Here is a 23,787-nt window from a genome sequence, read left to right on the forward strand (position 1 = left end):
AAAAAAAATAGTTTATAAACAATAGCTTAAAGAAAATATAAAAGTGGCACGGAACCTGCTTTAGTAAAAGCGAAGTGCAATGACAACGGTGTATGAAAACTGACCCGAAGCCAAAGGGCTCAAGGAGAAGAAGAAATGAAACAGGTTATGATTTCAGGTGTGCGTCGCAGTTTAGTCGCCGGAATCGTCATCTTGGCAGGATTGGGCGTTTCCGCGCAGGCCAGTGAACTGCGTACCGGTCCGAATGTATCAGAAATGACCGCAGGAATAGTTGAGCAGGGACAGCAGGCTTTGTCCCGGCTGATCGAGGAGCAGAAACACCAGCAGGCTTGGCAGGCGTGTGAGGTTGCCCGGTCTCTCGGCTTTATCGACGACGGCAGGTGCGAAATTCGCCTGGGCACCAAGCCCAATGATCGCCGCAGTCACAACGGTTAACCAGAATCAGGCAGTATCAGGAGAGATCTAATGGGTATCTTTAACAGGCTTAACGACATTATCAATTCCAATATCAACTCGTTGCTGGATAGCGCCGAGAACCCGGAAAAAATCATTCGCCTGGTGATCCAGGAAATGGAAGACACGCTGATCGAGTTGCGCACCAATGCCGCGCGCACCATAGCCGAGCAGAAGAAATTGAACCGCCGCCTGGGCCAGTTGCAGGAAGAGGCTGCGGACTGGGAAGCCAAGGCCGAGTTGGCGCTGTCCAGGGACAGGGAAGATCTGGCTCGCGCAGCGCTGGCCGAAAAACGTGCGGTAACTGATGCGGTAGCCGGTTTTTCCGCTGATCTCGAAAGTCTCGATGCCCATCTTGCACAGCTGGATGAGGATATGTCGAGACTGCAGACCAAGCTTGATGAAGCCAAGCTAAGGCAGAAGTCCGTTGTTGCCCGTCACGATGCCGTGTCCAGCCGTCTCAAGGCGCGTGTCACCCTGAGCGATGATCGCATCAATGATGCCCTGGCCAAGTTTGAGCATCTTGAAAGAAAGATGGATGATATGGAAGGCAAGGCTGAGTCGTATGATATCGGCAAGTCCAGGACCCTGCGCGATGAGTTTGCCGAGCTTGAAGCCAGCGACAAGGTCGACGAGGATCTGCAGGCGCTGAAGAAAAAAATGAAGAAATAATCTGACTGACAGGTGATTGACTATGGGTATTATGGAAGGAATGACAGCACTTGGAGTGGTCTTCATGGTCGTTGTTTTACCGGTGTGGCTGTTTTTCCATTACCTGGCAAAAATGAAAACCAACCGCGGGCTGACTGCCGAGGACGAAAAGATGCTGGTTGAACTGTGGGAGACAGCCAGGAAGATGGAACAGCGCATTGAATCGCTGGAAACCATTTTGACGGAAAAGGTGCCTGACTGGAGAGAATCCTATGAAAAGAAATAGGCTTTATGACGAAAACCCGAGCCCGAACCGGTTCTATCGAGATAAGGACCACGCCCTGATTTCCGGTGTGTGCGCCGGTATCGCCGACTATTTTGGTCTGGAGCGCTGGGTTGTGCGCATGCTTACTGTCGTTATATTTATATTCTACAGTTTGCCGGTGTTCCTGTTTTATCTTATCGCCTCCTTTGTCGTGGAAGCCAGGCCGCAGCAGCTATACAAGGATGAAAACTACGAAACCTTCTGGCGCGAAGTGCGGAAGTCGCCTCGTGATACCTTCGGCAACACGCGGTTCAAGTTTCGCGAGCTGGACAAGCGATTGCAGGAAATCGAGCGTTACCTGACATCAAGAAAGTTCAAGCTCAACCGCGAGTTTGACGATTTGCTGAAGTAAACATGCCTTCCCTGCTTGAATCACTGGTGTGATTGAATGACACTCCGGTCTGGATTCTGACCGGAGCATCCGTGCTTGGCGGCTGACAATAATCGAAATGTTGATGTGGCAGTTATCGGCGCTGGTGCTGCCGGGCTGATGTGTGCCATAGAAGCCGGCAAACGCGGTCGCCGGGTGGTGGTGCTGGATCACGCCAACAAGCCCGGCAAAAAGATTCTCATGTCCGGCGGTGGTCGCTGCAACTTCACCAACCTGTCCATCAGTCATGACAACTATATCTCCTCGAACCGGCATTTTTGCAAATCCGCCCTGAGCCGGTTTACGCAGCAGGATTTTATTGATCTTGTAAACAGTCATGGCATTGCCTGGCATGAAAAAGAGCATGGGCAACTGTTCTGTGACAACAGTTCGCGAGATATTCTCGATATGCTGTTGACTGAATGCCGACAGCATGATGTGGCGATACGTCTAGATTGCGAAATTGGCCAGGTAGGTCGCACCGAATCCGGTTTTGTTGTTACCACGGCCTCGGAGGAAATCCGCAGCCAGTCCTTGGTTGTCGCCAGCGGCGGACTATCGATCCCAAAAATGTGCGCCAGTCCTATCGGTTATCGAATCGCCGAGCAGTTCGGGTTGTCGATTCAGCCGACTCGCGCCGGCCTGGTTCCGTTTACCTTGCACCCGGAAGACAAGCAGCGACTGGCATCGTTATCCGGAATTGCGGTGGATGTGAATGTGTATAACGACCGAGCCAGTTTTCGTGGCAGTTTGCTGTTTACCCATCGCGGCATTAGTGGTCCGGCGATACTGCAAATATCATCGTATTGGAAACCGGGGGAGCATATCGTCGTCGATATTACGCCTGGTCTTGATGTGTCCGCCTTGCTGCGGAGCGCAAGGCAGGAACAGCCAAGACTCTGTTTGAAAAACCTGCTGGCGCGATACCTGCCGCGTCGGGTAGTTACCGTGCTGGTTCAACCGGAACTGGCCGACTGCCAGCTCGCCGAATTATCCAACCGGGACATCAGCCAGGTGCGGGACCAGCTGCAACAATGGCAGTTGCGCCCCAACAATACCGAGGGATATCGAACCGCGGAGGTGACCTTGGGCGGTGTTCATTGTGATGAGGTCTCGTCGAGAACTTTCGAGTCGAAAAAAGTCGCAGGCCTGTATTTTATAGGTGAAGTGCTCGACGTAACCGGTCACCTCGGCGGCTATAATTTTCAATGGGCCTGGTCGTCTGGCTGGTGTGCTGGCCAGGGAGTCTAGAAGTAAACGTAATGCCAACAGTTTGAAAATCAGGGGAAATGGGCTACATTGAATGAGACCCGTTGTCGGGTGCAATGAGTTATCAGCAGCATCAGCCTAGGTGCGACGAAATTGGATTGACCAGGAAGCAGTGGAATGATTATGAAGTTGAAATGTTTGTTTTTGGTGACAGCGTTCTGCTTTTCACCCGTAATTTTCGCCAAGTCTGACTACGATCGATGGGATTTGTCTGTCATCTACAAGGATGCAAAGGCCTGGGGTCAGGCTGCCGACAGGTTTGAAAAGGACCTGGTGGTGCTCGAAAAGTGCAAGGGTAAACTGGGAAGCAGTGCTGCAACACTGAAACGGTGCCTTGGTACCATGGAAAATCTTGCCAAGGAAAACGCCCGGCTGAACTCATACGCCTCAATGCTGTATGACGAGAATACCAGGGAGCCGGTATCGCTGGAGCTGGATCAGCGCGGCAAGTTGTTGGCGACAAAATTCGGGCAGCATTCAAGTTTTGTGCGACCGGAACTGCTGTCTGTGGGCAAGCAAAAGCTTGACCGACTTGTCCGCCAGGACAAGGGTCTCGCCGTATACAAGCACATGATAGACAGCATTCTCCTGGCTGCGCCGCACACGCTTGGAAAGAAAGAGGAAGCTTTGCTGGCCGATACCGGCCTGTTGTCCGGCGCGCCGCGCAATATGTACAGCGTCTTTGCCAATGCGGATATGCAGTGGCCAACCGTAAAGCTTGAAGACGGCAGCAGTGCAAGACTGGACCAGGCCGGTTATGGCCGTTATCGCGGCGCACTGAATCGCGATGATCGAAAGAAGGTATTCAACAGCTTCTGGAGCAAGTGGAAGGAATACGAGCGCACGTTTGGTATGTCGTATTACTCGCAGGTTCAGCGTGATTACTTCTACAGCAAGGTTCGTAACTATCCCAATTCGCTGGCCTCGGCCATCGGCGCCAACAATATTCCGGAAGCGGTTTATCGAACACTGGTGAAGGAGGTTAATGCCAACCTGGATACGTTGCATCGTTACTTCCGTTTACGCGCGCGCATGCTCGGCATAGACAAGATGCACTACTACGACATCTATCCGCCGATGGTGAAGAGTGACAAGCGTTTTGGTATCGAGGAAGGCAAACAACTGGTACTCAAGTCACTGGCGCCACTGGGTGATGAAGTGGTCGATGTCGTGCGTACCGGTTTCGAAAACCGCTGGATGGATGTTTACCCGCAACCGGGCAAGCGCTCGGGCGCCTACATGAACGGACGCGTGTATGACCTGCATCCTTTCGTTCTGATGAACTACAACGAGGATTATGACGCGGTTTCCACGCTTGCGCACGAGTGGGGTCATGCCATCCACTCCTACCTGTCCAATAGCAACCAGTCCTTTATCAATTCACGATACGCCATTTTCAATGCCGAAGTGGCATCGACCCTCAACGAAGCACTGTTGCTCGATTACATGCTCAAGAACACGACTTCAGATGAAGACAGGTTGTTCTACCTGGGTTCGGCGCTGGAGCAGTTGCGTGGTACTTTCTTCAGGCAAACCATGTTCGCCGAGTTCGAGCTGAAAGCGCACGAAGTGGTGGAGAACGGCGAGCCCTTGTCCGGAAAGCGCCTGACACAGATCTATGGTGATCTGCTCAAGCGCTATCACGGTCATGACAAGGGTGTGGTGCATATCGACGATCTGTACACGGTAGAGTGGGCTTATATCCCCCACTTCTATATGAATTTCTATGTCTACCAGTACGCTACCTCGATTTCGGCATCTTCGCTGATCGCCGACGATATCATGGCCGGCAAGCCGGGAGTCCTGGATCGTTACATGACGCTGCTGAAAGCGGGCGGGTCAGATTATCCGTACGAATTGCTTAAGACGGCGGGAGTCGACCTGGCATCGCCGGAACCATACCGTGCGCTAATCAAGCGAATGAATGATATCATGGACCAGATTGAGGCAATTCTGAAGAAGCGGGAATAACCCGCCATAACAACAATCAGGGCGCTGGCCCGCATAAAGCTAGGAGAGATGTCATGACAGGACATGACTGGATACGTTTGTCCGTATTGGCGTTGTCAGTATCACTGCCTGCAGTGGCGGATGCTGCCGACCGCGTTACCGGCAAGATGTTCGCCACCCGCTCCGAAGTCGTTGCCCGTCATGGCATGGCGGCAACTGCCCAGCCCCTGGCTACTGACGCGGCACTTGATATTCTCAAGCGTGGCGGCAATGCCATTGATGCCGCCATTGCTGCCAACGCTGTATTGGCGGTAGTTGAGCCGGTAGGTTGCGGAATTGGCGGTGACCTGTTTGCCCTGGTCTGGAGTGCCGACGACAAGCGGCTGCACGGGCTGAATGCCAGTGGCCGTTCACCCAGGAGCCTGACGCTGGAAGAATTCAAAAACCGCAAACTCGACAAGATTCCCTCGTTCGGTCCCTTGCCGGTATCGGTTCCCGGTACCGTGGATGGCTGGTTCGAGCTGCACAAGAAGTTTGGCAAATTGCCGATGACCGATATCCTGGCGCCGGCAATATTTCATGCGCGCAACGGGTTTCCTGTAACCGAGCTGATCGCCTACTACTGGGAGCGAAACGCAAAATTCCTCGAGAGCTGGCCTGGGTTCAGGGACTTGTACATGCCCGGCGGACAGGCACCGAAGAAGGGCGAGATATTCCGTAACCGCAACCTGGCGACAACGCTGGAAATTATCGGTGAGAAAGGGCGCGATGTATTTTACAAGGGACCGATGGCCCGGATCATCGCTGACTACATGAAAGAAAATGGTGGCTACCTTTCCTATGAGGACATGGCTTCGCACACTTCCGAATGGGTGACGCCGCAGTCAACTGATTATCGTGGCTATACAGTCTGGGAGTTGCCGCCCAATGGCCAGGGTATTGCTGCATTGCAGATGCTCAACATTCTTGAGCGTTATGATATTGCTTCCATGGGTTTTGGCAGCGCCGATTACCTGCATACCCTGATCGAGGCCAAGAAGCTGGTGTTTGAGGATCGCGCCCGGTTTTATTCTGACATGGCATTTAACCAGCTTCCCGTAAAACAACTGATTTCAAAATCCTACGCGAACGAACGTAAAAAACTCATTAACCCCGGGCGCGCGGCGAAAACCTACGATGCCGGGATTAATCATGGTGATACCACGTACCTGACCGTTGCCGATCGCCAGGGCAACATGGTGTCGCTGATACAGAGTAACTACCGGGGCATGGGATCCGGTATGACGCCGACCGGTCTCGGTTTTGTGCTGCAGAATCGTGGCGAGCTGTTTGCCTTGCAGGAAGGACACAACAATGTTTACGAACCGGGCAAGCGACCATTCCATACCATTATACCGGCGTTTGTGACGCGCAAGGGCAAGCCGTACATGAGCTTTGGCGTGATGGGCGGCAGCATGCAACCACAGGGCCATGTACAGATACTGGTGAACATGATTGATTTCGGCATGAACCTGCAGGAAGCCGGCGACGCGCCGCGCATGCGTCATGACGGTTCTTCGCAGCCGACCGGTGAGCAGATGAAAGACGGCGGCACTGTTTTCCTGGAGTCAGGCATTCCCCAGGAGACAGTTCGCGAACTGCTGAGCCGCGGTCATCGTATTAGCGAAGGCAAGGGCGGGTTTGGCGGCTACCAGGCGATCATGTTCGACGATCGTAACAAGGTGTATTTTGGTGCTTCCGAATCTCGCAAGGATGGCGCTGCCGCCGGTTACTAGTTTCTGCTTGGTACAGATCCAGGGATCAGGAGGCGGCGATGCCCAGTCAACGACAATTGGCAATGGCCTTGCGAATCTGGCACCGGCGCCTGGGCATTGTAGTTGGTGTCCAGTTCCTGCTGTGGACTATTGGCGGTATCTATTTTTCCTGGACCGATATCAATAACATTCGCGGCCTGGACGAAAAGCGCGCCGAACAAGTCGAAGCGCTGGAGTTGTCCCGTCCCGACCTGAAATCGCTGGACAGCATAATTTCCGCAAACCCGTCTCCGCCGGTCAAAGCCGTGATGGCTTATGTCGTTGCCGGATCGCCGGTATACCGCGTCTCCCGCGTAACCGGTGCCGTTGAGCTTTACGATGCCGTGAATGGATCAAGAATTTCTCCCATCACCCGTGATATGGCGCAAGCTATTGCCAGGCAGGATTTCGGTCTGGAGTACCCCATTGTGCAAACGTTGTGGGTGGAAAAGGCCGGTGGCGAGTACAAGGGCCCGGTGCCGGCATGGCGCATGGATTTTGACAACTGGAAACAGAGCCATATCTACGTAGATGCATCCAGTGGCACGGTAACGGCAAGGCGTAACAGGTTGTGGCGAATATTTGATTTTCTGTGGATGTTGCATATTCTTGATTTCGAGGATCGCTCTGATATAAACAACTGGCTTTTGAGGCTTATGTCCATCGCCGGTCTGATCACGCTATCCAGTGGTTACTTGCTTTGGTATCTCACCTACAGAATCAGGAAAAGTCATGCTGCAAAGATACAAGATTAAACGTCCCGGCCCGTTCAAGACCCGTCAGTTTGCCAGTGATAACTGCTCGGGAATCTGCCCCGAGGCCTTTGTTGCCATGGAACAGGCTAATACCGGTCATGCCGCCGCCTATGGTGAGGACGAATGGACGGCACAAGCGGCGGACATGCTGCGTGATTTTTTTGATACCGATTGTGAAGTTTTTTTTACCTTTAACGGTACGTCCGCCAATGCCATCACCTTGTCCAGCATGTGTCGTTCCTATCACGCAGTGCTGACTTCCGATGTGTCACATATCGAATCCAATGAGTGTGGTGCGCCCGAATTTTTCAGTCATGGTTCCAAGTTATTGCTGATCGACAGTCGCCAGGGCAAGGTGACGCCGGACGGAATCCATGCCTATGCCGGCCGACCGGAGAACATTCACTTTCCGAAGCCGCATGTGGTCAGCCTGACCCAGCCTACCGAGTTTGGCACCATCTACACGGTGGATGAGCTCAAGGCGATCAATGATGTTTGTGAGCAATACCAGCTGAAGACACACATGGATGGCGCACGTTTTGCCAATGCCCTGGTTGCTCTGGATACGCATCCCGCCGAGATTACCTGGAAGGCGGGCGTTGATGTGCTGTGCTTCGGTGGTACCAAGAACGGGCTCGCGGTTGGGGAAGCCATCGTTTTTTTCAATATGGAACTGGCCCGGGAATTTGATTACCACTGCAAGCAGGCGGGTGAACTGGCATCGAAGATGCGTTTTATCACCGCACCCTGGATAGGCATGCTGCAGGACAATGCCATGCATCGTTACGCGGCCCATGCCAACGAAATGGCCCGCTACTTGGCTGACAGATTGACCGCGATTCCGGGCGTCGAGTTGCTGTTCCCGGTGGAAACCAATGCCGTCTATATTGCACTGAGCCAGGAACAGGAAAAAGCCATGCACGAGCATGGCTGGCACTTCCATATCTTTGACAAGGCTGGCGCCAGGTTTATGTGCTCCTGGGATACCGGGCACGAAGAAATCGATGCTTTTGCCGCTGATCTTGCCGAGGTATTGGGTCGGTGAGCCCTGGCAAGCGTCAGGAATTCAGGGTCGGCCACAACGATGCGTGGGTGACCTGCTGACCGAGCATAACCACCTCGCCCTGGCGCCGGTCGTGCCGGTCCTGGCTGTAATCGAACCGGTAGCGTCGATAAAGACGAAAACCGCTGCCCCTGCTCTTGCGGGCACGCAATGTTTCCAGCACGGCAGTGCCATCCAGAAATTGCATACCGGATTGCTTGCACAGGTCCACGGCAGTTTTGACAGCGATTTCCTTGGCTTTCAGGGCATCAAGAAAAAACGCAACCGCCAGGATTGAAATCACTACAAGCAGGAACTCACCGGGGCTGATCATGGGTCAGTTTACGCCGGCAACTTCATGATGGCCGATTCATAGGCATGGCGCCTGCTGATCACGCCCGATGCCAGAAACACGTCCAGCAAGGTTTCGTATTCATCCCGGCCTATATCGGCATTGCCGTCCCAGGTGCCCATGGCCTGGTAGGCGGAAATGGTGCTGGATAATACGGCGCTATCCGTATCGGTGAAAAACCCGCTCGCCTGAAGTTGCCGCGCCAGTTCGGCTGAATCCGTGGCAACCGTGTATTCACGCGCCCGGGTGTAGGCATGTAGAAACGCCCTGGCCATGTCTGTCTCCAGCCATTGCCGGGTGGCGCAAATGCTGCTGAAGGCGACCGGGCCGACCGCCGCGCCGACACTGGCGACCACGTGGGCAAGACCCTCAAATTCCAGTTGCTGGGGCATTGGACCCTGCATGTGCACGAATTCTCCTCGACCATCCCGGAACGTTTTTTCAATGGCGCCGACGTCACCGGCGTCTATTACTTCCAGTTCATCAAGGCTGATGCCCTGTTTTTGCAGGGCGTAGCGCAACATGGCCAGTGGCTGAAAGAAGTGATCCACGAGGACTTTCCGGCCTTTGAGCTTGGCCCATTGAAAATCCGGGTCGGCTTGCCGACTGGCGATGAAAAACCCGTCACGACTGTTAATACGGGCAAAGTGGATGATATCCAGCGATTTCCCGGCTTCCAGGTCGGCAAAGCTGGTGGCCACTGCTGACTGGCCCACGTTCCAGGTGCCGTCCCTGAGTCCGTCATTGAGCGGTTTGTCCGGGGTTGCGGGCGCGTAGTGTGGTTCAAGTCCTTCTTTTGCCAGAAAACCCCCGGCGATCGCCATTAAAAATGGGGAATAAAACGCGGAATGGCGCAGTGCGCTGATTTTTATGGGTGTCATTGATGTGAATACTCCAGAGATACGAACATGTGCCGATTAGGGTAAGCGACGACGACTAAATCACCATTTTAAGCTGGTTTGGCGGGTGTGCAAGGCCATGCCAGTCAGATGTCGGACTGAATTTCTGGTGCTGACCCGAGCGATGTGGTCCAATCCGCGCGTTTTGTCGGTATGCCAGAGCCAATCTGCAAGCAATTTAGAATGAATTTGATCTTAAGCAAAGAAGTATATTATAAAATACTAATATATTTTGGTCGAAGACAGATCACTTAATTACTGGAGGATGTACAAATGGTCAAATATATCGTGGGTTTTTTAGCGGCGACGGCGCTATTTGCCATTATCGCGGTGAACTACGCCGGCGATCTGATGCTGAGAGAAGTGCCCAGCCCTTATGGCGTCGAAGAAACCGCTGCCCGTATCCAGCGCAATATCCAGGGGCTGGCCAGCAATGGCTGGAAGCTGTCCGGATTACGTAATCCGGCAGCGGCCGTGGCGGCTGATGGCACCAATGTTGCGCCCGTGTTGCTGATCGAGGCGTGCAGCACCAAGTATTCCGCGCCAATGCTAAAGGATGACACTACCCGGATCCTGTCAATTCTCATGCCTTGCACCATTACCGTATACAAGAAAGACGATGGCAAGACTTATATCGGTCTGATGAATTCAGGCCTGATGGGCCGCATGTTCGGTGCCAAGGTGGGCGCAATTATGGCGGAAGTCGCAAAAGACCAGGCCAAGTTCGTCACATTTGATGCCAGCAAACCGGCACCGGCACTGATCAAGGTTCAGCCTGGTGGTGGCAAGGGCGGCCCCGCAGCCGGTGGCTGCTAGGGTAATGTCGGTAAAAGGACAGCACTCCAGAATTATCGATTGGAGAACAAGATGAAACTATTACATACACAATTTACGGCCTGGGTGATGGCGATTGCCCTGGCGGGACTGGTCGGTCCACAGGCGTGGGCCAGCAGCAAGCCGGTCGAGGCAGCAGCACAGCCGGCAGCTACGAAACCAGCCGAGAAACCGGTTGCCGATGCCAAGGCTGAGGCAAAAAAGGACAGCAAGTCGACCGCTGACCATTCAAAGTTCAAGGAACTGAAGAAGAGCTTCAAAGATGGGCCGGAAGTCACCAAGGCTTGTATCAGCTGTCATACCGAAGCCGCCAAGCAGGTACACGCAACCAAGCACTGGAACTGGGAATTCATTAATCCCCAGACCAAACAAAAGCTGGGCAAGAAGCATGTAATCAACAACTTCTGTACATCAGTAAAAACCAACCAGACATTCTGCAGCGCCTGTCATGTTGGTTATGGCTGGAAGGACGACAGCTTCAATTTCGCCAAGCAGGAGAATGTAGACTGCCTGGTATGTCACGATACCACCGGCAGCTACAAGAAGATTCCCGGCCTGGCCGGCCATCCAAATTACAAGCGCATGGAGTGGCCACCGCATTCAGGCAAGTTCCGCGATGCAGTTGACTTGAAGAAGGTCGCACAGAATGTTGGCAAGACCAGCCGCGATACCTGTGGTGCCTGCCACTTCTACGGTGGTGGCGGCAATGGCGTCAAGCACGGTGATCTCGATAGCACGCTGTCCGAGCCATCAAAGTCTCTTGATGTTCACATGGACAAGGATGGCTTGAACTTCACTTGCGGCAAGTGCCACCTGAGTGATGCACACGAGGTATCCGGTAGCCGTTACGCACCCACCGCTGCAGATGACAAGGGTTTCCTGAAACGTGGCGCCAAGGATGATCGTAATCCGACCACTTGCCAGGCCTGTCACGGTACGGAGCCTCATGATGGCGTGGAGCCAAAACTGAATGACCATACTGATCGTATCGCCTGCCAGACCTGCCATATTCCGGCATTTGCTCGTGGCGCATTGCACACCAAGATGAGCTGGGACTGGTCAACAGCCGGCAAGCTCGGCAAGAACGGCGAGCGCATCCAGATCAAGGGCGCGGAAGGTCGTGACCTGTATGACAGCAAAAAAGGTCATTTCACCTACGAGCGCTATGTAATCCCGGAATACAAGTGGTTCAACGGCGACGTCAAGTACACCCTGTTTGGTGACAAGGTTGATGGTTCAAAGAAAGTGAAAATCAGCGAGTTCATGGGTAGTGCCGACGATCCAGCATCGCGCATCTGGCCGGTGAAGGTGTTTACCGGAAAGCAGCCGTTTGATGTTGGCAACCAGACTCTTGCCGTGTTCCATACTGCAGGCAAGGACGAGGCGGCATTCTGGGGTAACTATGACTGGAAAAAATCACTGGAAGCCGGCATGGCGGCAACAGGTATTCCATTCAGCGGCAAATATGATTTCGTTGAAACCGAATCGGTGTGGCCAATAACACATATGGTAGCACCAAAGGATGACGCGCTGACATGTGCCCAATGCCACAAGAAAAATGGAAGACTGGAAGCGGTAACCGGAATCTACATTCCCGGACGTGATAGCAACGCTGTAATCGACTTCATTGGCTGGAGCCTGGCGCTGTTGACCCTGATCGGGGTACTGATTCACGGCGGCATCCGCATCATCATGAGCAGAAAGGGGTAATGACCATGGAACGCATTTATATATTCAAACGTTTCGAACGCTTCTGGCACTGGACCCAGGCCCTGCTGATCATGACCATGATGATGACGGGCTTCGAGATTCACGGTACTTATAATGTGCTTGGTTTCCAGTCGGCAGTAAACTTGCACACCACTGCGGCATGGGCGTTGATTACGCTGTGGGTGTTTGCGATCTTCTGGCATTTCACTACGGGTGAATGGAAGCAGTACATTCCAACAATGGAGAAGGTGGAAGCGATGATGCGGTACTATGTTACCGGTATCTTTACCCACGCGCCGCATCCGTTCCGCCAGACCATGCTGACCAAGCACAACCCTTTACAGCGACTGGCTTATCTGTTCGTCAAGCTGATCATCAACCCGTTGATCTGGCTGACCGGCCTGTTGTACCTGTTCTACAGTTCATGGAATGACTGGGGTCTGGGCTGGTTGTCTCTAGGCTGGGTTGCAACGTTCCACGTAATCGGGGCATTCATGATGTTGGTATTCTTTATCGCGCATATATACCTCGCAACAGCCGGCCATACGCCAACCGCCCATATCAAGGCGATGATTACCGGTTGGGAAGAAGTTGATTGATATGAAAATCGAGACCGGAAAACTGCGTTATTTAATGGCAGTCAAACGGCTCAGGGCGACACCCCTTTTCGGGGGTGTCGTATCCGTTTTGCTGTTCGCACTGCTAAGCGTGCCGACCATGGCACTGGATCAAACAGATGCAGTCAACCTGCCGCATGTCAACGACGATGCCCGGGACAATTTCAATAACTATATCTATTCACCGAAAAACAGGGCGTTTGCCATTGGTCCCGGGGGTTACTGGGCCTGGTCCAACGGTGTAGCGACTCCGGAGGCGGCGGCGAAACAGGCTGTTGCTGATTGTGAAAAGGCCAGCGCCGGCTATCCATGCATAGTCTATGCGCTGAATGACGAGATTGTGTTTGACGAGCCGGCCTGGAATACCTTGTGGCGTCCGTATTCAACGCGCAAGGGTGCACAGGCAGCAAAGGAAGGAACCGGTCGCGGCATGCGATTTTATGATCTGCGTTTCAGAACGGAAAAAGGCGCAGTGCGGAAATTGTCTGATTACCGGGGCAAGGTGAAGATCGTGCATTTCTGGGGGTCCTGGTGCCCGCCATGCATGCGGGAACTGCCTGACTTGCAAGCTTTCTACCAGTCCATGGACAAGAGCATGAGGCAAAACGTGGAGTTGGTTATGTTGCAGGTGCGTGAGCCGTTGTCTCAATCCGCGAAATGGCTCAACCATAACGAACTCAAGGGCTTGCCCTTGTTCGACAGTGGCATGAAATCGGCGCTGGATACGGAGTTCCAGCTGGCAAACGGCCAAAAACTTCCGGATCGGGACATTGCCTTTGTGTTTCCAACGACATACATCCTGGACAAGAATGGCGTGGTGTTATTTCGCCGATTTGGCCCGATTCGCGACTGGAGTGAGTATCGTGGACTGATCGCGGATGCTGCCGGCCTGAAGTAGGAGCCGACTACAAGTGCAGGCTGCCGACGACATCATGACCGGTCGGCGCTATACTGCTCGCTCTTGTATTTGATCTGGAGCCGAGTCCATGAAGATCTGGCCCTATGCAGTGGGTGCGTGGTTTGTTTTGTACGGGCTGAACAATCTGGTTCAGCTTAGTTTCCGTTATGAGCACACCGTAATGGGGGTGTTGGCGTTGATTGCCGGGATTCTTGTTATTATTCGCCAGTAGCCGTATTTCGCCATTTTGGGGTCTGTGTCGTTTACCGTGAACCAGGTCACGTTTTGCCAGGCATTGACCGCCTAGTCTTTATACTGAACCAGGGAGCCAGGCTTTGCTCCCGCAAACTATCGGCGAAGACTGAACATGAAAAGGGTGACGAATATGGCTGCAAAAGGTTTTGCCGCGCAAATCCGCCATGGCGCGGTTTTGGCAATGGCTTTGTTTGCGCTCCTGGCCGGGTCCGGGGGCGCCATGGCAGCAGAAGACGCCAGCCGTATTGATTCCCTGGAAGCCAGGATAGCGCAATTGAATGCTGACATGCGCAAGATCAGTCATGGGATAGGCCAGATTGATCAGCGCATGGATCGTCTCGATGACATGGAAATTCGTCTGGTACGCATGGCTAGAGATCTGCGAGAACTGCGCAGAGAGGTGCAACTGGCAGGCGATCGTGCGGAGCGTAACGTCACACGCGTATCACCCAGGCCGATGTTATTGCCATCGAGCTGGTAAGAGTCAATGCGCAGATTGGCCACTGGTCAGGGCGATTCTGACCAGCTCAGCTTCCAGTCCCGCTCCTGCTTATCACCCGCTTTTTCAATACAGACAATAGTGCCCGGTACAAAATTGATCCGCATCGAGGCGCTGCCGACACCCGGAATAATCGCCAGCAAACCGGGGACCAGTGGCAGGTGACTTACCGCCAGTGTGTCAGATGACCAGCTTGCCATTTCATCCATCACGATTTGCGGATCATCATTGGGACTAAGGCCCGCCCGCAACGATACGTCTGCATTTGGTGAAACACCCCGCATCATTAACTCGGCAGTTTGTTTTGCGCGAGTCTTGTTGCTATGAAAGATGCGGCTGAACTGGATTCCCCGGGAAGCCAGGCGTTCGGCCAGCCGCGAGATCTCATCCCTTCCGAGGGCTGAAAGCCCTTGTTCAGGATCGATATCCGGACCCGCTGCCGTGCCGTGGCGCATGAGATAAATTTTCAACCCTTGTTACCTGTGGCCAGTCTGTTGGCGCGAGATATCAGGACTGCCTGATGCCGATTATCTCCAGATGCCATGTTAGCGACTACCGCCGGAATTTGATCCGGAAGATTCGCCGGATTCATTCGTGGTAGAACTGCGACCGTCATTTTCGTCCTCTGTGCGGCGATTTTTCTTGTCCCGTTGCTTCTTGTTTCTTTGTTCGGCTTCACGGCGACGTTGATCACCTCCGCTGCGTTCGTTCTTTGGGGTCGGTCGGCCTGACGATTGTCGACGTTCCTGGTTGTCCTGTTCACGCCGGTCATGACGGCCCTGATCTCGTTGTTCGTGACGGCGATCCGTTTCGCCGCGTCTATTCCGGTTAGAAGATCCGTGATCGTCATCGTTTCGCCGATGATCCTCCCGACCGTCGTGATTCCGGCGATCCGTTTCGCCGCGTCTATTCCGGTTAGAAGATCCGTGATCGTCATCGTTTCGACGACGATCCTCCCGACCGTCGTGATGCCGGCCACTGTCTTCTGGTCGGCGTCCCCGTGCGCGGCCGTCTTCCCTGTCATCGCGCTCATATTGGCGCGCGCGGTTGTCGCCGCGAGTTTCGTGCCTGGCTTCGTGATACCGCTTCCAGTGGCGCCTATTTTGATTTTCACTGCGCCGATACTTGCCTGAGGGATAGCGGGTCTGGTGCGTGTGGTACTGGGCATATGGCCGGCTTTCCGGCATGCGCAATTCAACATGCCTGCCAAGTTGCCGGTGCAAATGCGACGGCAATATACGAACTTCCGCCCAGCGCCCCCGGTCCTGATAAAAATACAGTTCGCGCCGGCTGTCGTAATAGACGCCTGCGGCCGGGTAGAACCAGTACGAGAAAACATCTTGTACGGCCGGAGCATGACGCGGGCTGCCTTGCTGGTGTGAACTGCGCGGCACGACAACACAGGCAGACAAGACCAAACCGAGGCAGGCGATCAGAACCAGCCTCGTGTTCGACATAAGTTTTGCTGAAATCATGGGAAATTCCTCTGGCTAATCAAATCAGTATACGCGAGAAACAACGAATTGTGGCGTCCCGCCGGGTTAGTAGCCGTGTTTTACCTGAAAAACAGCGGTAACATGAAGGGCGATGCAAGAGCGGCGCCTTTGAAAACAATCGGGAGCACGACAGTGTTTGGCCAATTGATAGATCGTCTGCGGAATTTGCCGGCGCCCATCCAGTTCGCGGGCCGGGTTGTCACTGCATTTGTCGACAACCAGGGCTTTCTGTTGGCGTCAGCTATTGCCTACCATATGTTGCTGGCCATTGTACCGTTTGTAGTCCTGGTTGTGATTGGCCTCTCCCATTTTGTGCCCGTGGAAATGCTTATTTCCTATATCCACAATTTAATGACCGGTCTGGGCGAAAATGCCGCCCGGTTTGTCGTTGACCAGGTCAGTACCGTATATGCCATGCGCCAGGCCATAGGTATTACTGGCCTCGTGGGATTGTTTGTATTTTCGGTGACGGCGTTCAGAAGTGTGCAGAGTGCCCTGAACCATGTTTTTTCGCTGGCAGGTGCACCTTTTCAACAACGGCTGTGGTTCCGGCTGTTGCTGCCATATCTATATGCCTTTTTGCTGGCATTGGGATTGGTGGCCGTAACCCTGATGATTGCCTTGGTAGACACCCTCCGTGGAGAGTCGGTTACGTTACTTGGTGAGCAGTGGTCGTTGTCACTCGCTGCCGGCCTGGTTCTCGCGGCAACCGGATTCGTGTCGGAACTGGTGGTGTTCGTACTGGTATACCGGGTAGTTCCGGCCAGCCCGGTCAAATGGAGACATGCCCTTGTAGGTGGAATGGTGGCGGCAGTGAGTTGGGAACTGGCGAGAAGAGTGGTTATCTGGATCACCGCCAACCTGTCCATGACCGGGATGTTATATGGAAGTTTCGCCGTATTGATTACATTGCTGATCACCCTGGAAGTCGCTGCAGTCATTCTGCTGTTGGGGGCGCAAACCATCGCGCTGTACGCCCGGCGCAACAGCGATAGCGTATTTGAGACCGGACGGCCATAAACCCCGACGTCGTCAGCCAGGGATCGAGCTACTGGATAATAAACCCGGTCATTAACACCTGGTCCACCCCAGGTTTACCACTAAGCCGGGTCAACGAGTCGCGCACGGACTGGGTAATGTCCTTGAGCAGAGCTTCCTTGCCTTCCAGTGTTTGCAGGGTATCCAGATCTTGCCGGCTTAGCAGCATTAGAATTTCGTGACGAACCGCCGGCATGTGCAATTCCAGCGCAGGGGCCGAGAGCGGCTCCTTATCTACAAGTGCCTGGAGTTTGACTTGCAAAAAGCGCATACGTTTGCCGTCATTCAGATTGACGATGAAAGGCGGCTCAAGTGACTTGTACGGAGACGGTGTGCTGCTGGACTGGGCCGCGTGGACTGGTAACTGGACCGGAAACAGCAGGACAAACAGGACAATATGCAAGATTCGAATCATTGGCGCTCCTTTCGCCATGATTGATCGACACTCCTGGCGCCCGACTTGAGTCAATGCGTGGTTTTAGTCGGACTCGAAAATATCCTTATAGTCATCCGGGTTAATCCCTTCCCGATTAAGGGGGTCGCGCAGATTGTGGCGCATGAATTTTGGGCTGGCGAGAATATAGCCGCGTATCACCTGGTCGCGCCCTATAACCGTGTTTTCCAGTGTGCCCAGTTCCTCGATGGTGCGAGTGCAGCGCTTCCTGGCTGTTGCGCGAAACAGTGCAGGGACATGAGTGAGTAATTGCTTCAGCAGTATTTCAGCCTCTGTCTGCCACTGCGATTCAGTTGGAAGATCCGGTACAAAATCGTATTCGTCTTCCGTCAGGTCACGCCAGACCAGTACGGTATGGCCATCGGGGTCTTTGACCGCGGCGACAAGTTCCAGGTCTGGCGTTTGAACCGGTTCGTGCAGCGGTCGCGTACCCGCTGCGATGAGTGCGTCATAGGCAGCCTGGATATCGCCGGCATTGATTCGAATCGTGGTGGTTGAAGTAATGTTGGCGCTTTGAACCAGGCGTAGTTTGACGCTGCCGGAATCGACATCTACAAAGCCTTCGCCTTTTTTGGTTTCCGTAAGCCCAAGGGTATCGCACCAGAAGCGGGTAGCGCGCTCAAGATCGCCAACCTGTATGTCAATATGTGTCGCGCCATAGAACATGAGCGTTTTCCGCAGTCGTTGATAGTTTGCACGTGCGATAAGTATAGCAACAGACCGGGCATTGGCCGCAGTTTTCCCGACGAAGGTTTCCCGCCCAACTGCTTTGTGATGTAATGAAGATACCGGTCAAAAAGACAGTTTTTTGATCGGGGTCAACGACAGGATTTGCCTCAAGGCACATGGTTCAACAGCAGCACAAAATAAGAATCTGAATAATTGCGACTCAGAAATAAAACCGGGCGACCCTGACCCGGCCCGCAAAGAGCCGCAGGAGAACCGGGGATGTCAGGTTGGATTACCGTACTGGTGGGATTGCTCGCAATCAGCCTGTTGCTTGAGCCGGGTGAACTTGTTTTCGCCTCGCCAGCGCGTGCGCCTGATTCGTCCAATCCGCATTGGCAAAAAAACGGGTGTCTGTCCTGCCACAAGGGCAAGCCGTCGAAGAAATCCCATCGCCTGAAAACCAAGAATATCAACACGTTGTGCAACAGCTGCCACGAGGCGATATCCGCGCACAGCTATATTCACCCGGTTGGCGTGACCCCGGACAAATCCATGTACCGGAGGATGTCCCCGCAAGTGAGAAAATCGGTAGATCAGGCTGGCGGCAAGTTGAGTTGTGCCAGTTGTCACGACATGAAGCTTGCCTGTACCGGCCCGGTTCAAAAAAATCATGATCTGAACCCGTTGTTTTTGCGCGATGGCGCCATCCGGAGCAAGCGCGACGATCGTTGTTTCGGCTGCCACGACTCAAGTGATTACCGTAGCCGGAATCCTCACGACCAGATTGATGCCAAAGGTAAAATAAACCAGACCAGCTGCCTCGTTTGTCATGACAAGGTACCGGAAGCATCGTCATCTTCGGGCGGCCAGGTACCGGGGTTCATACTGAAATCCAACCTGGCCAATATGTGTACCGGCTGTCATAAGCGAAAGAATCATCCAGGACGTCAATTTACACAGTTTAGCGGGCGCAACAAGGAAGGCCCGAATCACCTGGTCAAGATGCCGGAAGCCATGGCTAAAAGGTTTCGCAAAAAGACACAGGAACTGGCAATACGTATGCCGTTGGAGCCGGAAACGGGTAACGTGTATTGTGGTACTTGCCACAACGCACACGAAAGGGGAGTGATCAATAATCTTCCCGGGGTCACGGGCGCGGACAGCGAACACAGATTGCGTCATCCCGCAATGTGCCCGGTTTGTCACGAAAAATAGTCAATATAAGGTCTTGTGCTATGGGATTAGTTGGCAACAGCAGAATAAAGTGGATGGTGATTGCACCATTATGGCTGCTCCTGGGTATGGTTACCGGTACAGCGCTGGCTTTTGAGGACGATGAAGCCTGCCTGATGTGCCACAAGTATCCGTTAATGGGGCGAGTTACTGATGACGGGGTGCTTCGATCCTATTATGTGATGCCGCATGTGTTCAAGCGAACGGTGCATCGAAACGTACCATGCCGTGACTGTCATACAGACATCAAGGAACTGCCGCACAAGCCATCGGAAACCGGTGTAACCTGTAACGCCGAATGTCATTCAATCAAGAACCCGGCGACCGGCGAGCGTTTCAGTCACAAGGAAATCTACAAGTCCTACATCAAGAGCACTCATGGCCGGGAAAAGCACGAAAAGGGGACGGATGCTGACAAGCCTTATTGTATAAGCTGTCATACCAACCCGCTCTATAACCCGAAAGAGGACGCGCCTCCGACGGCGATCATCAATCGTTGCGTGGTCTGCCATGAAAAACGTGAATTTGCCGAGCGCTGGTATAACCACACCAGCAGGCGAATCAGGGAGGTTCGCAGGTCCCCGCAGGAGATCGTTGAACTTTGCTTGTCGTGCCATGGCGACAAGGAACTGGTGGACAAGCGAATGGATCTGGCCAAGCAGGAAGATCGGAAACTTGGCAAAAAGTTCCCTTTTGCCGCGGAATCCTACCTTGAGAGTTTCCATGGAAAAATGAGCCGGTACGGCTTTAACAAGGCTGCGAATTGCCTGGATTGCCACGCCCGTGAAGGAGATTACTACCGCAGTGTTCACGAGATTCGTCCATCACGTGACCCGGTGTCGCCGACGCACAAGGATAACAAGGTCGAGACCTGCAAGCGTTGCCATATCCATGCAGACGAAAACTACGCTGAGCTGGACCCACATCCGACCAGTCATCAGCAAGATAATGTTTTCCGTTACTATGCGGAGCTGATTTATAACATTGTCGGGGACATTGTAATTGTCCTGCTTGTCGGTATATCGCTGTTTGAAACCTGGGGGCGCAGGCGTGATGGAGCCGCCTGGTGCATGAAGATGGGTACGTCCTGGTGCCGCAAGAGCAAGCGCGGTCGTGACAGGATCATATGATTGATGAATAAAGGGTAACCATAAAATGAAACTATCGGACCATGCGCGCGATGTGCTTGAAACATGCATGAGGCAGAACAAGACCGGCGACAGGGAGCGCAGCAAGATTGAAGCCGTTATCGCCAATATGCCTGATGACCGGGTTCTTCTTTACAAGAATGTTGTGTCGAACCCTGTTGGTGATATCTATCGGTACTCCATACATATACGAATTCAGCACATGATGACATTTGTCACATTCCTGACTTTGGCGTTCACGGGCTTGCCGATTCATTTTATTGATTCTTTCTGGGCTCAACCGTTGAATGATTTTCTGGGTGGCGTCAGCATCACCAGGATTGTTCATCGAACCCTGGCGGCAATGATGATATTTTCCATGGTCTACCATATTTTCACCATTACTGCGGGCAGTATCGTGCGGATAATGGAAGGAAAGTTTGATGTTCGGCGAACCATGGTTCCGCTTTGGAAGGATGCGAGAGACTTTGTAGATGACATGCTTTATTTCGCGGGCAAGCGCGACCAGCGTCCGGAAATGGACAAGTTCATGTACAAGCAGAAGATTCATTACTTTGCCGCAGCCTTCGGTAATACGGTTATGATTGTTTCGGGCAGCTCGTTCCTGTTCCCGGAAATATGGGCCAGTATATTGCCGACGTCGATCGCATCACATTTCCAGGAATTAATGCGTTTGTCGCATCCTCACGAAGCCCTGTTGGCCCTGCTGGTGATCGCATTCTGGCACTGGTACAACGTGCACCTGGCACCGGGGCGGTTTCCGATGCAGTGGACATTCCTTACCGGGAAGATTACTCGTGAGCATCAAATCGAGGAGCACTTCCTGGAGTATTTGCGCAACCTCGTAGAGAACCCGGAAGAACGGGAATACCTGCAAGATCTTCTCGATAGTCGCGAGCTTTCCACGGCTGACCTGGAGCAGACCGCTACGGAGACGCCATGATCAGGCCGATGACGCGGGTTCAGAAGTTGATAGCGTATTCGTCATTGGTATTTGTTTTATGCTGGACGGTATGGGGGGTGTACGCCATTTGGCTGATGCTCCTGCATCCGGAACACTAGGGGTGAATGTATGCATGATATAGGCACTCAGGGAACGGTGATCGTTGTAGCCGCAGTCCTGTTGTTCTTTCTGCTTGGTATTGCCATTATTGTAATCATCGATCACAAGGCGCGAATCAAGGGCGGATTTACAAGCAACCCGTTCAGTATTATCGGGTTGCGGCGGGATCACCCGTTTCTGGGATTCATGACTGCATTGATCCTGCTGTCAATTATTCTGGCCTTGCTCCTGGAAATCTCCGTGGCGCTGGCGAGCCTGATCATCCCGGAAAAAACAACCACCAGTTCGATAATGGGTTCGCTGAAAGAACAGCGCAGTGCCGAAAAGCTTCGCAGGTTTCATAATTCACCGGAACAATTGAAGTCGTTATTTGGCAAGAAGAATATTTGCCTGTCCTGTCATGGTGATTTTCCGCATTCCAAGAAAGTCATGATTCGTTCATTGCTCAATATGCATACCCAGTTTGTCGGTTGCGTTACCTGTCACGCAGATCCGGAAGCAATAAGTGAAAGCAATATCAAGCTGCGCTGGCTGAATTTTTCCGGCTTTGAGGTAACCGGGCCGCCGTTCGGAACCGATGTGAACCCGAAAACCGGGGAGCTGGTGGAAACTGATGACTATTATTCAAGAATTGTTGCCTACCGGACGGATGGCGGCAAGGAAGAGCTGATGGAGATCACTGCAGATGATCCACGCATGCAGGACTATGAGAAAATCAAGGGCACACTGTCTGACCGGGATCGTGAGGCTGTGAAAAAGCGGTTCCACAAGGGCATCAAGGACAAGGGCAGAAGCTGCAGTCGTTGCCATACTGATGAAGACAAGAGCTTTATCCCGTTCCGCGAACTCGGGTTCTCCGATAATCGTATCCAGGATCTGACCAACCTGAATATCATCGGGCTGGTCGAGAAATACAAGGATTTCTACATGCCCAGTTTGCTCGGTTCCGATTCGGAAGGAAAAGGCGGTGCCGCGACTGACGGGAAGAATGCCGGTACCGGCCAGATGAAGCGGGACCCGCGCTCGTGGTGGAAGCAGATGTATGACAGTCCAGGCAAAAAATAATTCGTCCGGAACCCTGGCAAGGAAAATAATTGCAGTATTTGTTCTGGCTATTTCCGGCCCGGCGATGTCAGGTATTGCCTGGTCGAGCGAAGCCGGCATCCCGTTGGCGAACTCCAGGCACCTGTTTGATGCCGAGGCGGCCAAACCGGCACTAAATCTTCCGACAGATATCGCCGTCAACAGTGCGTACGAGATTATTGTCGTAGACAGCGGCAATGATCGTGTCGTCATATTTGACAGCACCGGCAACGTGAAAACCAGTTTTGGAAAGCCCGGCACGAAGGATGGTCAATTCAGGTCCCCGGTTGGCGTCGGGATTGATGGAAAAGACAACATCTATATCGCCGACAAGGGTAATGCCCGTATCCAGGTGTTTGATCGCAACGGGAAATTCATTCGTGGCTTTGCAGCCGGCACATCACAAAAACCAGTTGTGCCGGTGGATGTTGCACCCAGTGCCGACGGCAAACGGCTTTATGTTACGGATAACAAAAATCATCGCGTGGCCGTATACAGCAGCGAGGGGCGGGCTATTGGTTATTACGGTGGAGAGGGTGTGGACAAGGCGAGATTCCGGTATCCGGCGACATTGACCATTGCCCCGACAGGAAATATTTATGTTGTTGACGTAATGAACTCGCGAGTCCAGATGCTTGATGCAGAAGGCGGTCATGTCATTGATGTGGGCACCTGGGGTGTTCAGCCTGGTCAACTTTTCCGGCCAAAGGGCGTGAGCATCGATGATAGCGGTAATGTTTATGTGAGTGACAGCTATATGGAGCTGGTCCAGGTATTTGATGCCCAGCATCGTTTTCGTCATGTTGTTGGCAGCGGTAACAGGATCCGCCGCTTTGAGGCACCTACGGGAATTGTCGTTCGTCATGACAGGCTGTATGTAAACGAAATGCTAGGCAACAAGATATCCGTGTACGATTTGAGATAATGTCAT

Annotated in this window: 27 protein-coding genes; 21 read left to right on the forward strand and 6 right to left on the reverse strand. The window is 53.2% G+C overall.

Going from position 1 to position 23,787, the window contains the following annotated elements; translation table 11 throughout:
• The first annotated feature begins 135 nt into the window (after window positions 1–135).
• The 9 genes from OEZ10_01340 to OEZ10_01380 all read left to right on the forward strand — a co-directional run bounded on the left by OEZ10_01340 (window position 136) and on the right by OEZ10_01380 (window position 8,611).
• On the forward strand, window positions 136–435 hold the full coding sequence (locus OEZ10_01340) for a hypothetical protein (GenBank protein MDH5631618.1): 300 nt from the start codon (window positions 136–138) through the stop codon (window positions 433–435).
• 30 nt (window positions 436–465) lie between these two features.
• Window positions 466–1,125 carry a phage shock protein PspA gene (gene pspA, locus OEZ10_01345; GenBank protein ID MDH5631619.1) on the forward strand — a complete coding sequence of 220 codons (660 nt, stop codon included), beginning with the start codon at window positions 466–468 and terminating at the stop codon, window positions 1,123–1,125.
• 22 nt (window positions 1,126–1,147) lie between these two features.
• Entirely contained in the window at window positions 1,148–1,390 is a 243-nt protein-coding gene (gene pspB, locus OEZ10_01350; GenBank protein MDH5631620.1) for an envelope stress response membrane protein PspB, read from the forward strand.
• A complete protein-coding gene (gene pspC / locus OEZ10_01355; protein MDH5631621.1) occupies window positions 1,377–1,781 on the forward strand; it encodes an envelope stress response membrane protein PspC in 405 nt (134 codons plus the stop codon). Before pspB ends, pspC begins: the two co-directional genes overlap by 14 nt.
• A gap of 75 nt (window positions 1,782–1,856) precedes the next feature.
• On the forward strand, window positions 1,857–3,050 hold the full coding sequence (locus tag OEZ10_01360; protein ID MDH5631622.1) for an NAD(P)/FAD-dependent oxidoreductase: 1,194 nt from the start codon (window positions 1,857–1,859) through the stop codon (window positions 3,048–3,050).
• Between the two features lie 135 nt (window positions 3,051–3,185).
• Window positions 3,186–5,039, forward strand: coding sequence for an oligoendopeptidase F (gene pepF, locus OEZ10_01365; GenBank protein ID MDH5631623.1), 1,854 nt, complete (start codon window positions 3,186–3,188; stop codon window positions 5,037–5,039).
• Between the two features lie 53 nt (window positions 5,040–5,092).
• Entirely contained in the window at window positions 5,093–6,793 is a 1,701-nt protein-coding gene (gene ggt, locus OEZ10_01370) for a gamma-glutamyltransferase (protein ID MDH5631624.1), read from the forward strand.
• Between the two features lie 38 nt (window positions 6,794–6,831).
• Window positions 6,832–7,566 (forward strand): PepSY domain-containing protein, encoded by a 735-nt coding sequence (locus OEZ10_01375; GenBank protein ID MDH5631625.1) that lies wholly within the window; start codon window positions 6,832–6,834, stop codon window positions 7,564–7,566.
• Window positions 7,544–8,611, forward strand: coding sequence for a low specificity L-threonine aldolase (locus OEZ10_01380; GenBank protein MDH5631626.1), 1,068 nt, complete (start codon window positions 7,544–7,546; stop codon window positions 8,609–8,611). The genes OEZ10_01375 and OEZ10_01380 overlap by 23 nt, the downstream gene beginning before the upstream one ends.
• A gap of 13 nt (window positions 8,612–8,624) precedes the next feature.
• Here OEZ10_01380 and OEZ10_01385 read toward each other — a convergent pair whose 3' ends face one another.
• Both OEZ10_01385 and OEZ10_01390 read right to left on the reverse strand, forming a co-directional pair.
• On the reverse strand, window positions 8,625–8,942 hold the full coding sequence (locus OEZ10_01385; protein MDH5631627.1) for a DUF3301 domain-containing protein: 318 nt from the start codon (window positions 8,940–8,942) through the stop codon (window positions 8,625–8,627).
• Window positions 8,943–8,950: 8 nt separating this feature from the next.
• On the reverse strand, window positions 8,951–9,841 hold the full coding sequence (locus OEZ10_01390; GenBank protein MDH5631628.1) for an ABC transporter substrate-binding protein: 891 nt from the start codon (window positions 9,839–9,841) through the stop codon (window positions 8,951–8,953).
• A 291-nt stretch (window positions 9,842–10,132) separates the two neighbouring features.
• Here OEZ10_01390 and OEZ10_01395 point away from each other — a divergent pair, with 291 nt between their 5' ends.
• The 6 genes from OEZ10_01395 (at window position 10,133) to OEZ10_01420 (ending at window position 14,654) form a co-directional block, all read left to right on the forward strand.
• Window positions 10,133–10,675, forward strand: coding sequence for a DUF302 domain-containing protein (locus OEZ10_01395; GenBank protein ID MDH5631629.1), 543 nt, complete (start codon window positions 10,133–10,135; stop codon window positions 10,673–10,675).
• Window positions 10,676–10,726: 51 nt separating this feature from the next.
• A complete protein-coding gene (locus OEZ10_01400) occupies window positions 10,727–12,403 on the forward strand; it encodes a tetrathionate reductase family octaheme c-type cytochrome (GenBank protein ID MDH5631630.1) in 1,677 nt (558 codons plus the stop codon).
• Window positions 12,403–13,002 carry a cytochrome b/b6 domain-containing protein gene (locus tag OEZ10_01405; protein ID MDH5631631.1) on the forward strand — a complete coding sequence of 200 codons (600 nt, stop codon included), beginning with the start codon at window positions 12,403–12,405 and terminating at the stop codon, window positions 13,000–13,002. The genes OEZ10_01400 and OEZ10_01405 overlap by 1 nt, the downstream gene beginning before the upstream one ends.
• Before the next feature lies 1 nt (window position 13,003).
• Window positions 13,004–13,918, forward strand: a complete 915-nt coding sequence (locus tag OEZ10_01410; protein ID MDH5631632.1) for a TlpA family protein disulfide reductase — start codon at window positions 13,004–13,006, stop codon at window positions 13,916–13,918.
• Between the two features lie 88 nt (window positions 13,919–14,006).
• Window positions 14,007–14,150, forward strand: coding sequence for a hypothetical protein (locus tag OEZ10_01415; GenBank protein MDH5631633.1), 144 nt, complete (start codon window positions 14,007–14,009; stop codon window positions 14,148–14,150).
• Window positions 14,151–14,303: 153 nt separating this feature from the next.
• On the forward strand, window positions 14,304–14,654 hold the full coding sequence (locus OEZ10_01420; protein ID MDH5631634.1) for a hypothetical protein: 351 nt from the start codon (window positions 14,304–14,306) through the stop codon (window positions 14,652–14,654).
• A 26-nt stretch (window positions 14,655–14,680) separates the two neighbouring features.
• Here the strand turns inward: OEZ10_01420 and sixA are convergent, their stop codons facing one another.
• Complete coding sequence (gene sixA, locus OEZ10_01425) at window positions 14,681–15,142, reverse strand: phosphohistidine phosphatase SixA (protein ID MDH5631635.1); 462 nt, start codon at window positions 15,140–15,142, stop codon at window positions 14,681–14,683.
• Window positions 15,139–15,786, reverse strand: a complete 648-nt coding sequence (locus tag OEZ10_01430; protein ID MDH5631636.1) for a hypothetical protein — start codon at window positions 15,784–15,786, stop codon at window positions 15,139–15,141. Before OEZ10_01430 ends, sixA begins: the two co-directional genes overlap by 4 nt.
• A gap of 514 nt (window positions 15,787–16,300) precedes the next feature.
• Here OEZ10_01430 and OEZ10_01435 point away from each other — a divergent pair.
• Window positions 16,301–17,188, forward strand: a complete 888-nt coding sequence (locus OEZ10_01435) for a YihY/virulence factor BrkB family protein (GenBank protein MDH5631637.1) — start codon at window positions 16,301–16,303, stop codon at window positions 17,186–17,188.
• A gap of 28 nt (window positions 17,189–17,216) precedes the next feature.
• Here the strand turns inward: OEZ10_01435 and OEZ10_01440 are convergent, their stop codons facing one another.
• Together OEZ10_01440 and OEZ10_01445 are read right to left on the reverse strand one after the other, a co-directional pair.
• Window positions 17,217–17,621, reverse strand: a complete 405-nt coding sequence (locus tag OEZ10_01440; protein ID MDH5631638.1) for a flagellar basal body-associated FliL family protein — start codon at window positions 17,619–17,621, stop codon at window positions 17,217–17,219.
• A gap of 63 nt (window positions 17,622–17,684) precedes the next feature.
• Window positions 17,685–18,326: a DUF2621 family protein gene (locus OEZ10_01445; GenBank protein ID MDH5631639.1), complete on the reverse strand. Its 642-nt coding sequence runs from the start codon at window positions 18,324–18,326 to the stop codon at window positions 17,685–17,687.
• Between the two features lie 282 nt (window positions 18,327–18,608).
• Between OEZ10_01445 and OEZ10_01450 the strand changes: the two genes are divergently transcribed.
• From OEZ10_01450 to OEZ10_01470, 5 genes are all read left to right on the forward strand, one after another.
• Window positions 18,609–19,544 (forward strand): hypothetical protein, encoded by a 936-nt coding sequence (locus OEZ10_01450; protein MDH5631640.1) that lies wholly within the window; start codon window positions 18,609–18,611, stop codon window positions 19,542–19,544.
• A 53-nt stretch (window positions 19,545–19,597) separates the two neighbouring features.
• Window positions 19,598–20,692, forward strand: a complete 1,095-nt coding sequence (locus tag OEZ10_01455) for a cytochrome c3 family protein (GenBank protein ID MDH5631641.1) — start codon at window positions 19,598–19,600, stop codon at window positions 20,690–20,692.
• A 25-nt stretch (window positions 20,693–20,717) separates the two neighbouring features.
• Window positions 20,718–21,653 carry a hypothetical protein gene (locus OEZ10_01460; GenBank protein MDH5631642.1) on the forward strand — a complete coding sequence of 312 codons (936 nt, stop codon included), beginning with the start codon at window positions 20,718–20,720 and terminating at the stop codon, window positions 21,651–21,653.
• Between the two features lie 129 nt (window positions 21,654–21,782).
• Complete coding sequence (locus OEZ10_01465) at window positions 21,783–22,838, forward strand: multiheme c-type cytochrome (protein MDH5631643.1); 1,056 nt, start codon at window positions 21,783–21,785, stop codon at window positions 22,836–22,838.
• Window positions 22,816–23,781, forward strand: coding sequence for an NHL repeat-containing protein (locus OEZ10_01470; GenBank protein ID MDH5631644.1), 966 nt, complete (start codon window positions 22,816–22,818; stop codon window positions 23,779–23,781). The genes OEZ10_01465 and OEZ10_01470 overlap by 23 nt, the downstream gene beginning before the upstream one ends.
• Window positions 23,782–23,787 lie beyond the last annotated feature (6 nt).

The sequence above is a fragment of the Gammaproteobacteria bacterium genome, assembly GCA_029880545.1.
GTDB lineage: Bacteria > Pseudomonadota > Gammaproteobacteria > Acidiferrobacterales > SZUA-150 > JAOUOD01.

What these genes read in the sequence shown, in the direction of transcription:
- OEZ10_01340 (MDH5631618.1), top strand. Translation starts at nt 136, where the DNA reads ATGAAACAGGTTATGATTTCAGGTGTGCGTCGCAGTTTAGTCGCCGGA.
- pspA (MDH5631619.1), top strand. Translation starts at nt 466, where the DNA reads ATGGGTATCTTTAACAGGCTTAACGACATTATCAATTCCAATATCAAC.
- pspB (MDH5631620.1), top strand. Translation starts at nt 1,148, where the DNA reads ATGGGTATTATGGAAGGAATGACAGCACTTGGAGTGGTCTTCATGGTC.
- pspC (MDH5631621.1), top strand. Translation starts at nt 1,377, where the DNA reads ATGAAAAGAAATAGGCTTTATGACGAAAACCCGAGCCCGAACCGGTTC.
- pepF (MDH5631623.1), top strand. Translation starts at nt 3,186, where the DNA reads ATGATTATGAAGTTGAAATGTTTGTTTTTGGTGACAGCGTTCTGCTTT.
- ggt (MDH5631624.1), top strand. Translation starts at nt 5,093, where the DNA reads ATGACAGGACATGACTGGATACGTTTGTCCGTATTGGCGTTGTCAGTA.
- OEZ10_01375 (MDH5631625.1), top strand. Translation starts at nt 6,832, where the DNA reads ATGCCCAGTCAACGACAATTGGCAATGGCCTTGCGAATCTGGCACCGG.
- OEZ10_01380 (MDH5631626.1), top strand. Translation starts at nt 7,544, where the DNA reads ATGCTGCAAAGATACAAGATTAAACGTCCCGGCCCGTTCAAGACCCGT.
- OEZ10_01385 (MDH5631627.1), bottom strand. Translation starts at nt 8,942, where the DNA reads ATGATCAGCCCCGGTGAGTTCCTGCTTGTAGTGATTTCAATCCTGGCG.
- OEZ10_01390 (MDH5631628.1), bottom strand. Translation starts at nt 9,841, where the DNA reads ATGACACCCATAAAAATCAGCGCACTGCGCCATTCCGCGTTTTATTCC.
- OEZ10_01395 (MDH5631629.1), top strand. Translation starts at nt 10,133, where the DNA reads ATGGTCAAATATATCGTGGGTTTTTTAGCGGCGACGGCGCTATTTGCC.
- OEZ10_01400 (MDH5631630.1), top strand. Translation starts at nt 10,727, where the DNA reads ATGAAACTATTACATACACAATTTACGGCCTGGGTGATGGCGATTGCC.
- OEZ10_01405 (MDH5631631.1), top strand. Translation starts at nt 12,403, where the DNA reads ATGACCATGGAACGCATTTATATATTCAAACGTTTCGAACGCTTCTGG.
- OEZ10_01410 (MDH5631632.1), top strand. Translation starts at nt 13,004, where the DNA reads ATGAAAATCGAGACCGGAAAACTGCGTTATTTAATGGCAGTCAAACGG.
- OEZ10_01415 (MDH5631633.1), top strand. Translation starts at nt 14,007, where the DNA reads ATGAAGATCTGGCCCTATGCAGTGGGTGCGTGGTTTGTTTTGTACGGG.
- OEZ10_01420 (MDH5631634.1), top strand. Translation starts at nt 14,304, where the DNA reads ATGGCTGCAAAAGGTTTTGCCGCGCAAATCCGCCATGGCGCGGTTTTG.
- OEZ10_01440 (MDH5631638.1), bottom strand. Translation starts at nt 17,621, where the DNA reads ATGATTCGAATCTTGCATATTGTCCTGTTTGTCCTGCTGTTTCCGGTC.
- OEZ10_01445 (MDH5631639.1), bottom strand. Translation starts at nt 18,326, where the DNA reads ATGTTCTATGGCGCGACACATATTGACATACAGGTTGGCGATCTTGAG.
- OEZ10_01450 (MDH5631640.1), top strand. Translation starts at nt 18,609, where the DNA reads ATGTCAGGTTGGATTACCGTACTGGTGGGATTGCTCGCAATCAGCCTG.
- OEZ10_01455 (MDH5631641.1), top strand. Translation starts at nt 19,598, where the DNA reads ATGGTGATTGCACCATTATGGCTGCTCCTGGGTATGGTTACCGGTACA.
- OEZ10_01460 (MDH5631642.1), top strand. Translation starts at nt 20,718, where the DNA reads ATGAAACTATCGGACCATGCGCGCGATGTGCTTGAAACATGCATGAGG.
- OEZ10_01465 (MDH5631643.1), top strand. Translation starts at nt 21,783, where the DNA reads ATGCATGATATAGGCACTCAGGGAACGGTGATCGTTGTAGCCGCAGTC.
- OEZ10_01470 (MDH5631644.1), top strand. Translation starts at nt 22,816, where the DNA reads ATGACAGTCCAGGCAAAAAATAATTCGTCCGGAACCCTGGCAAGGAAA.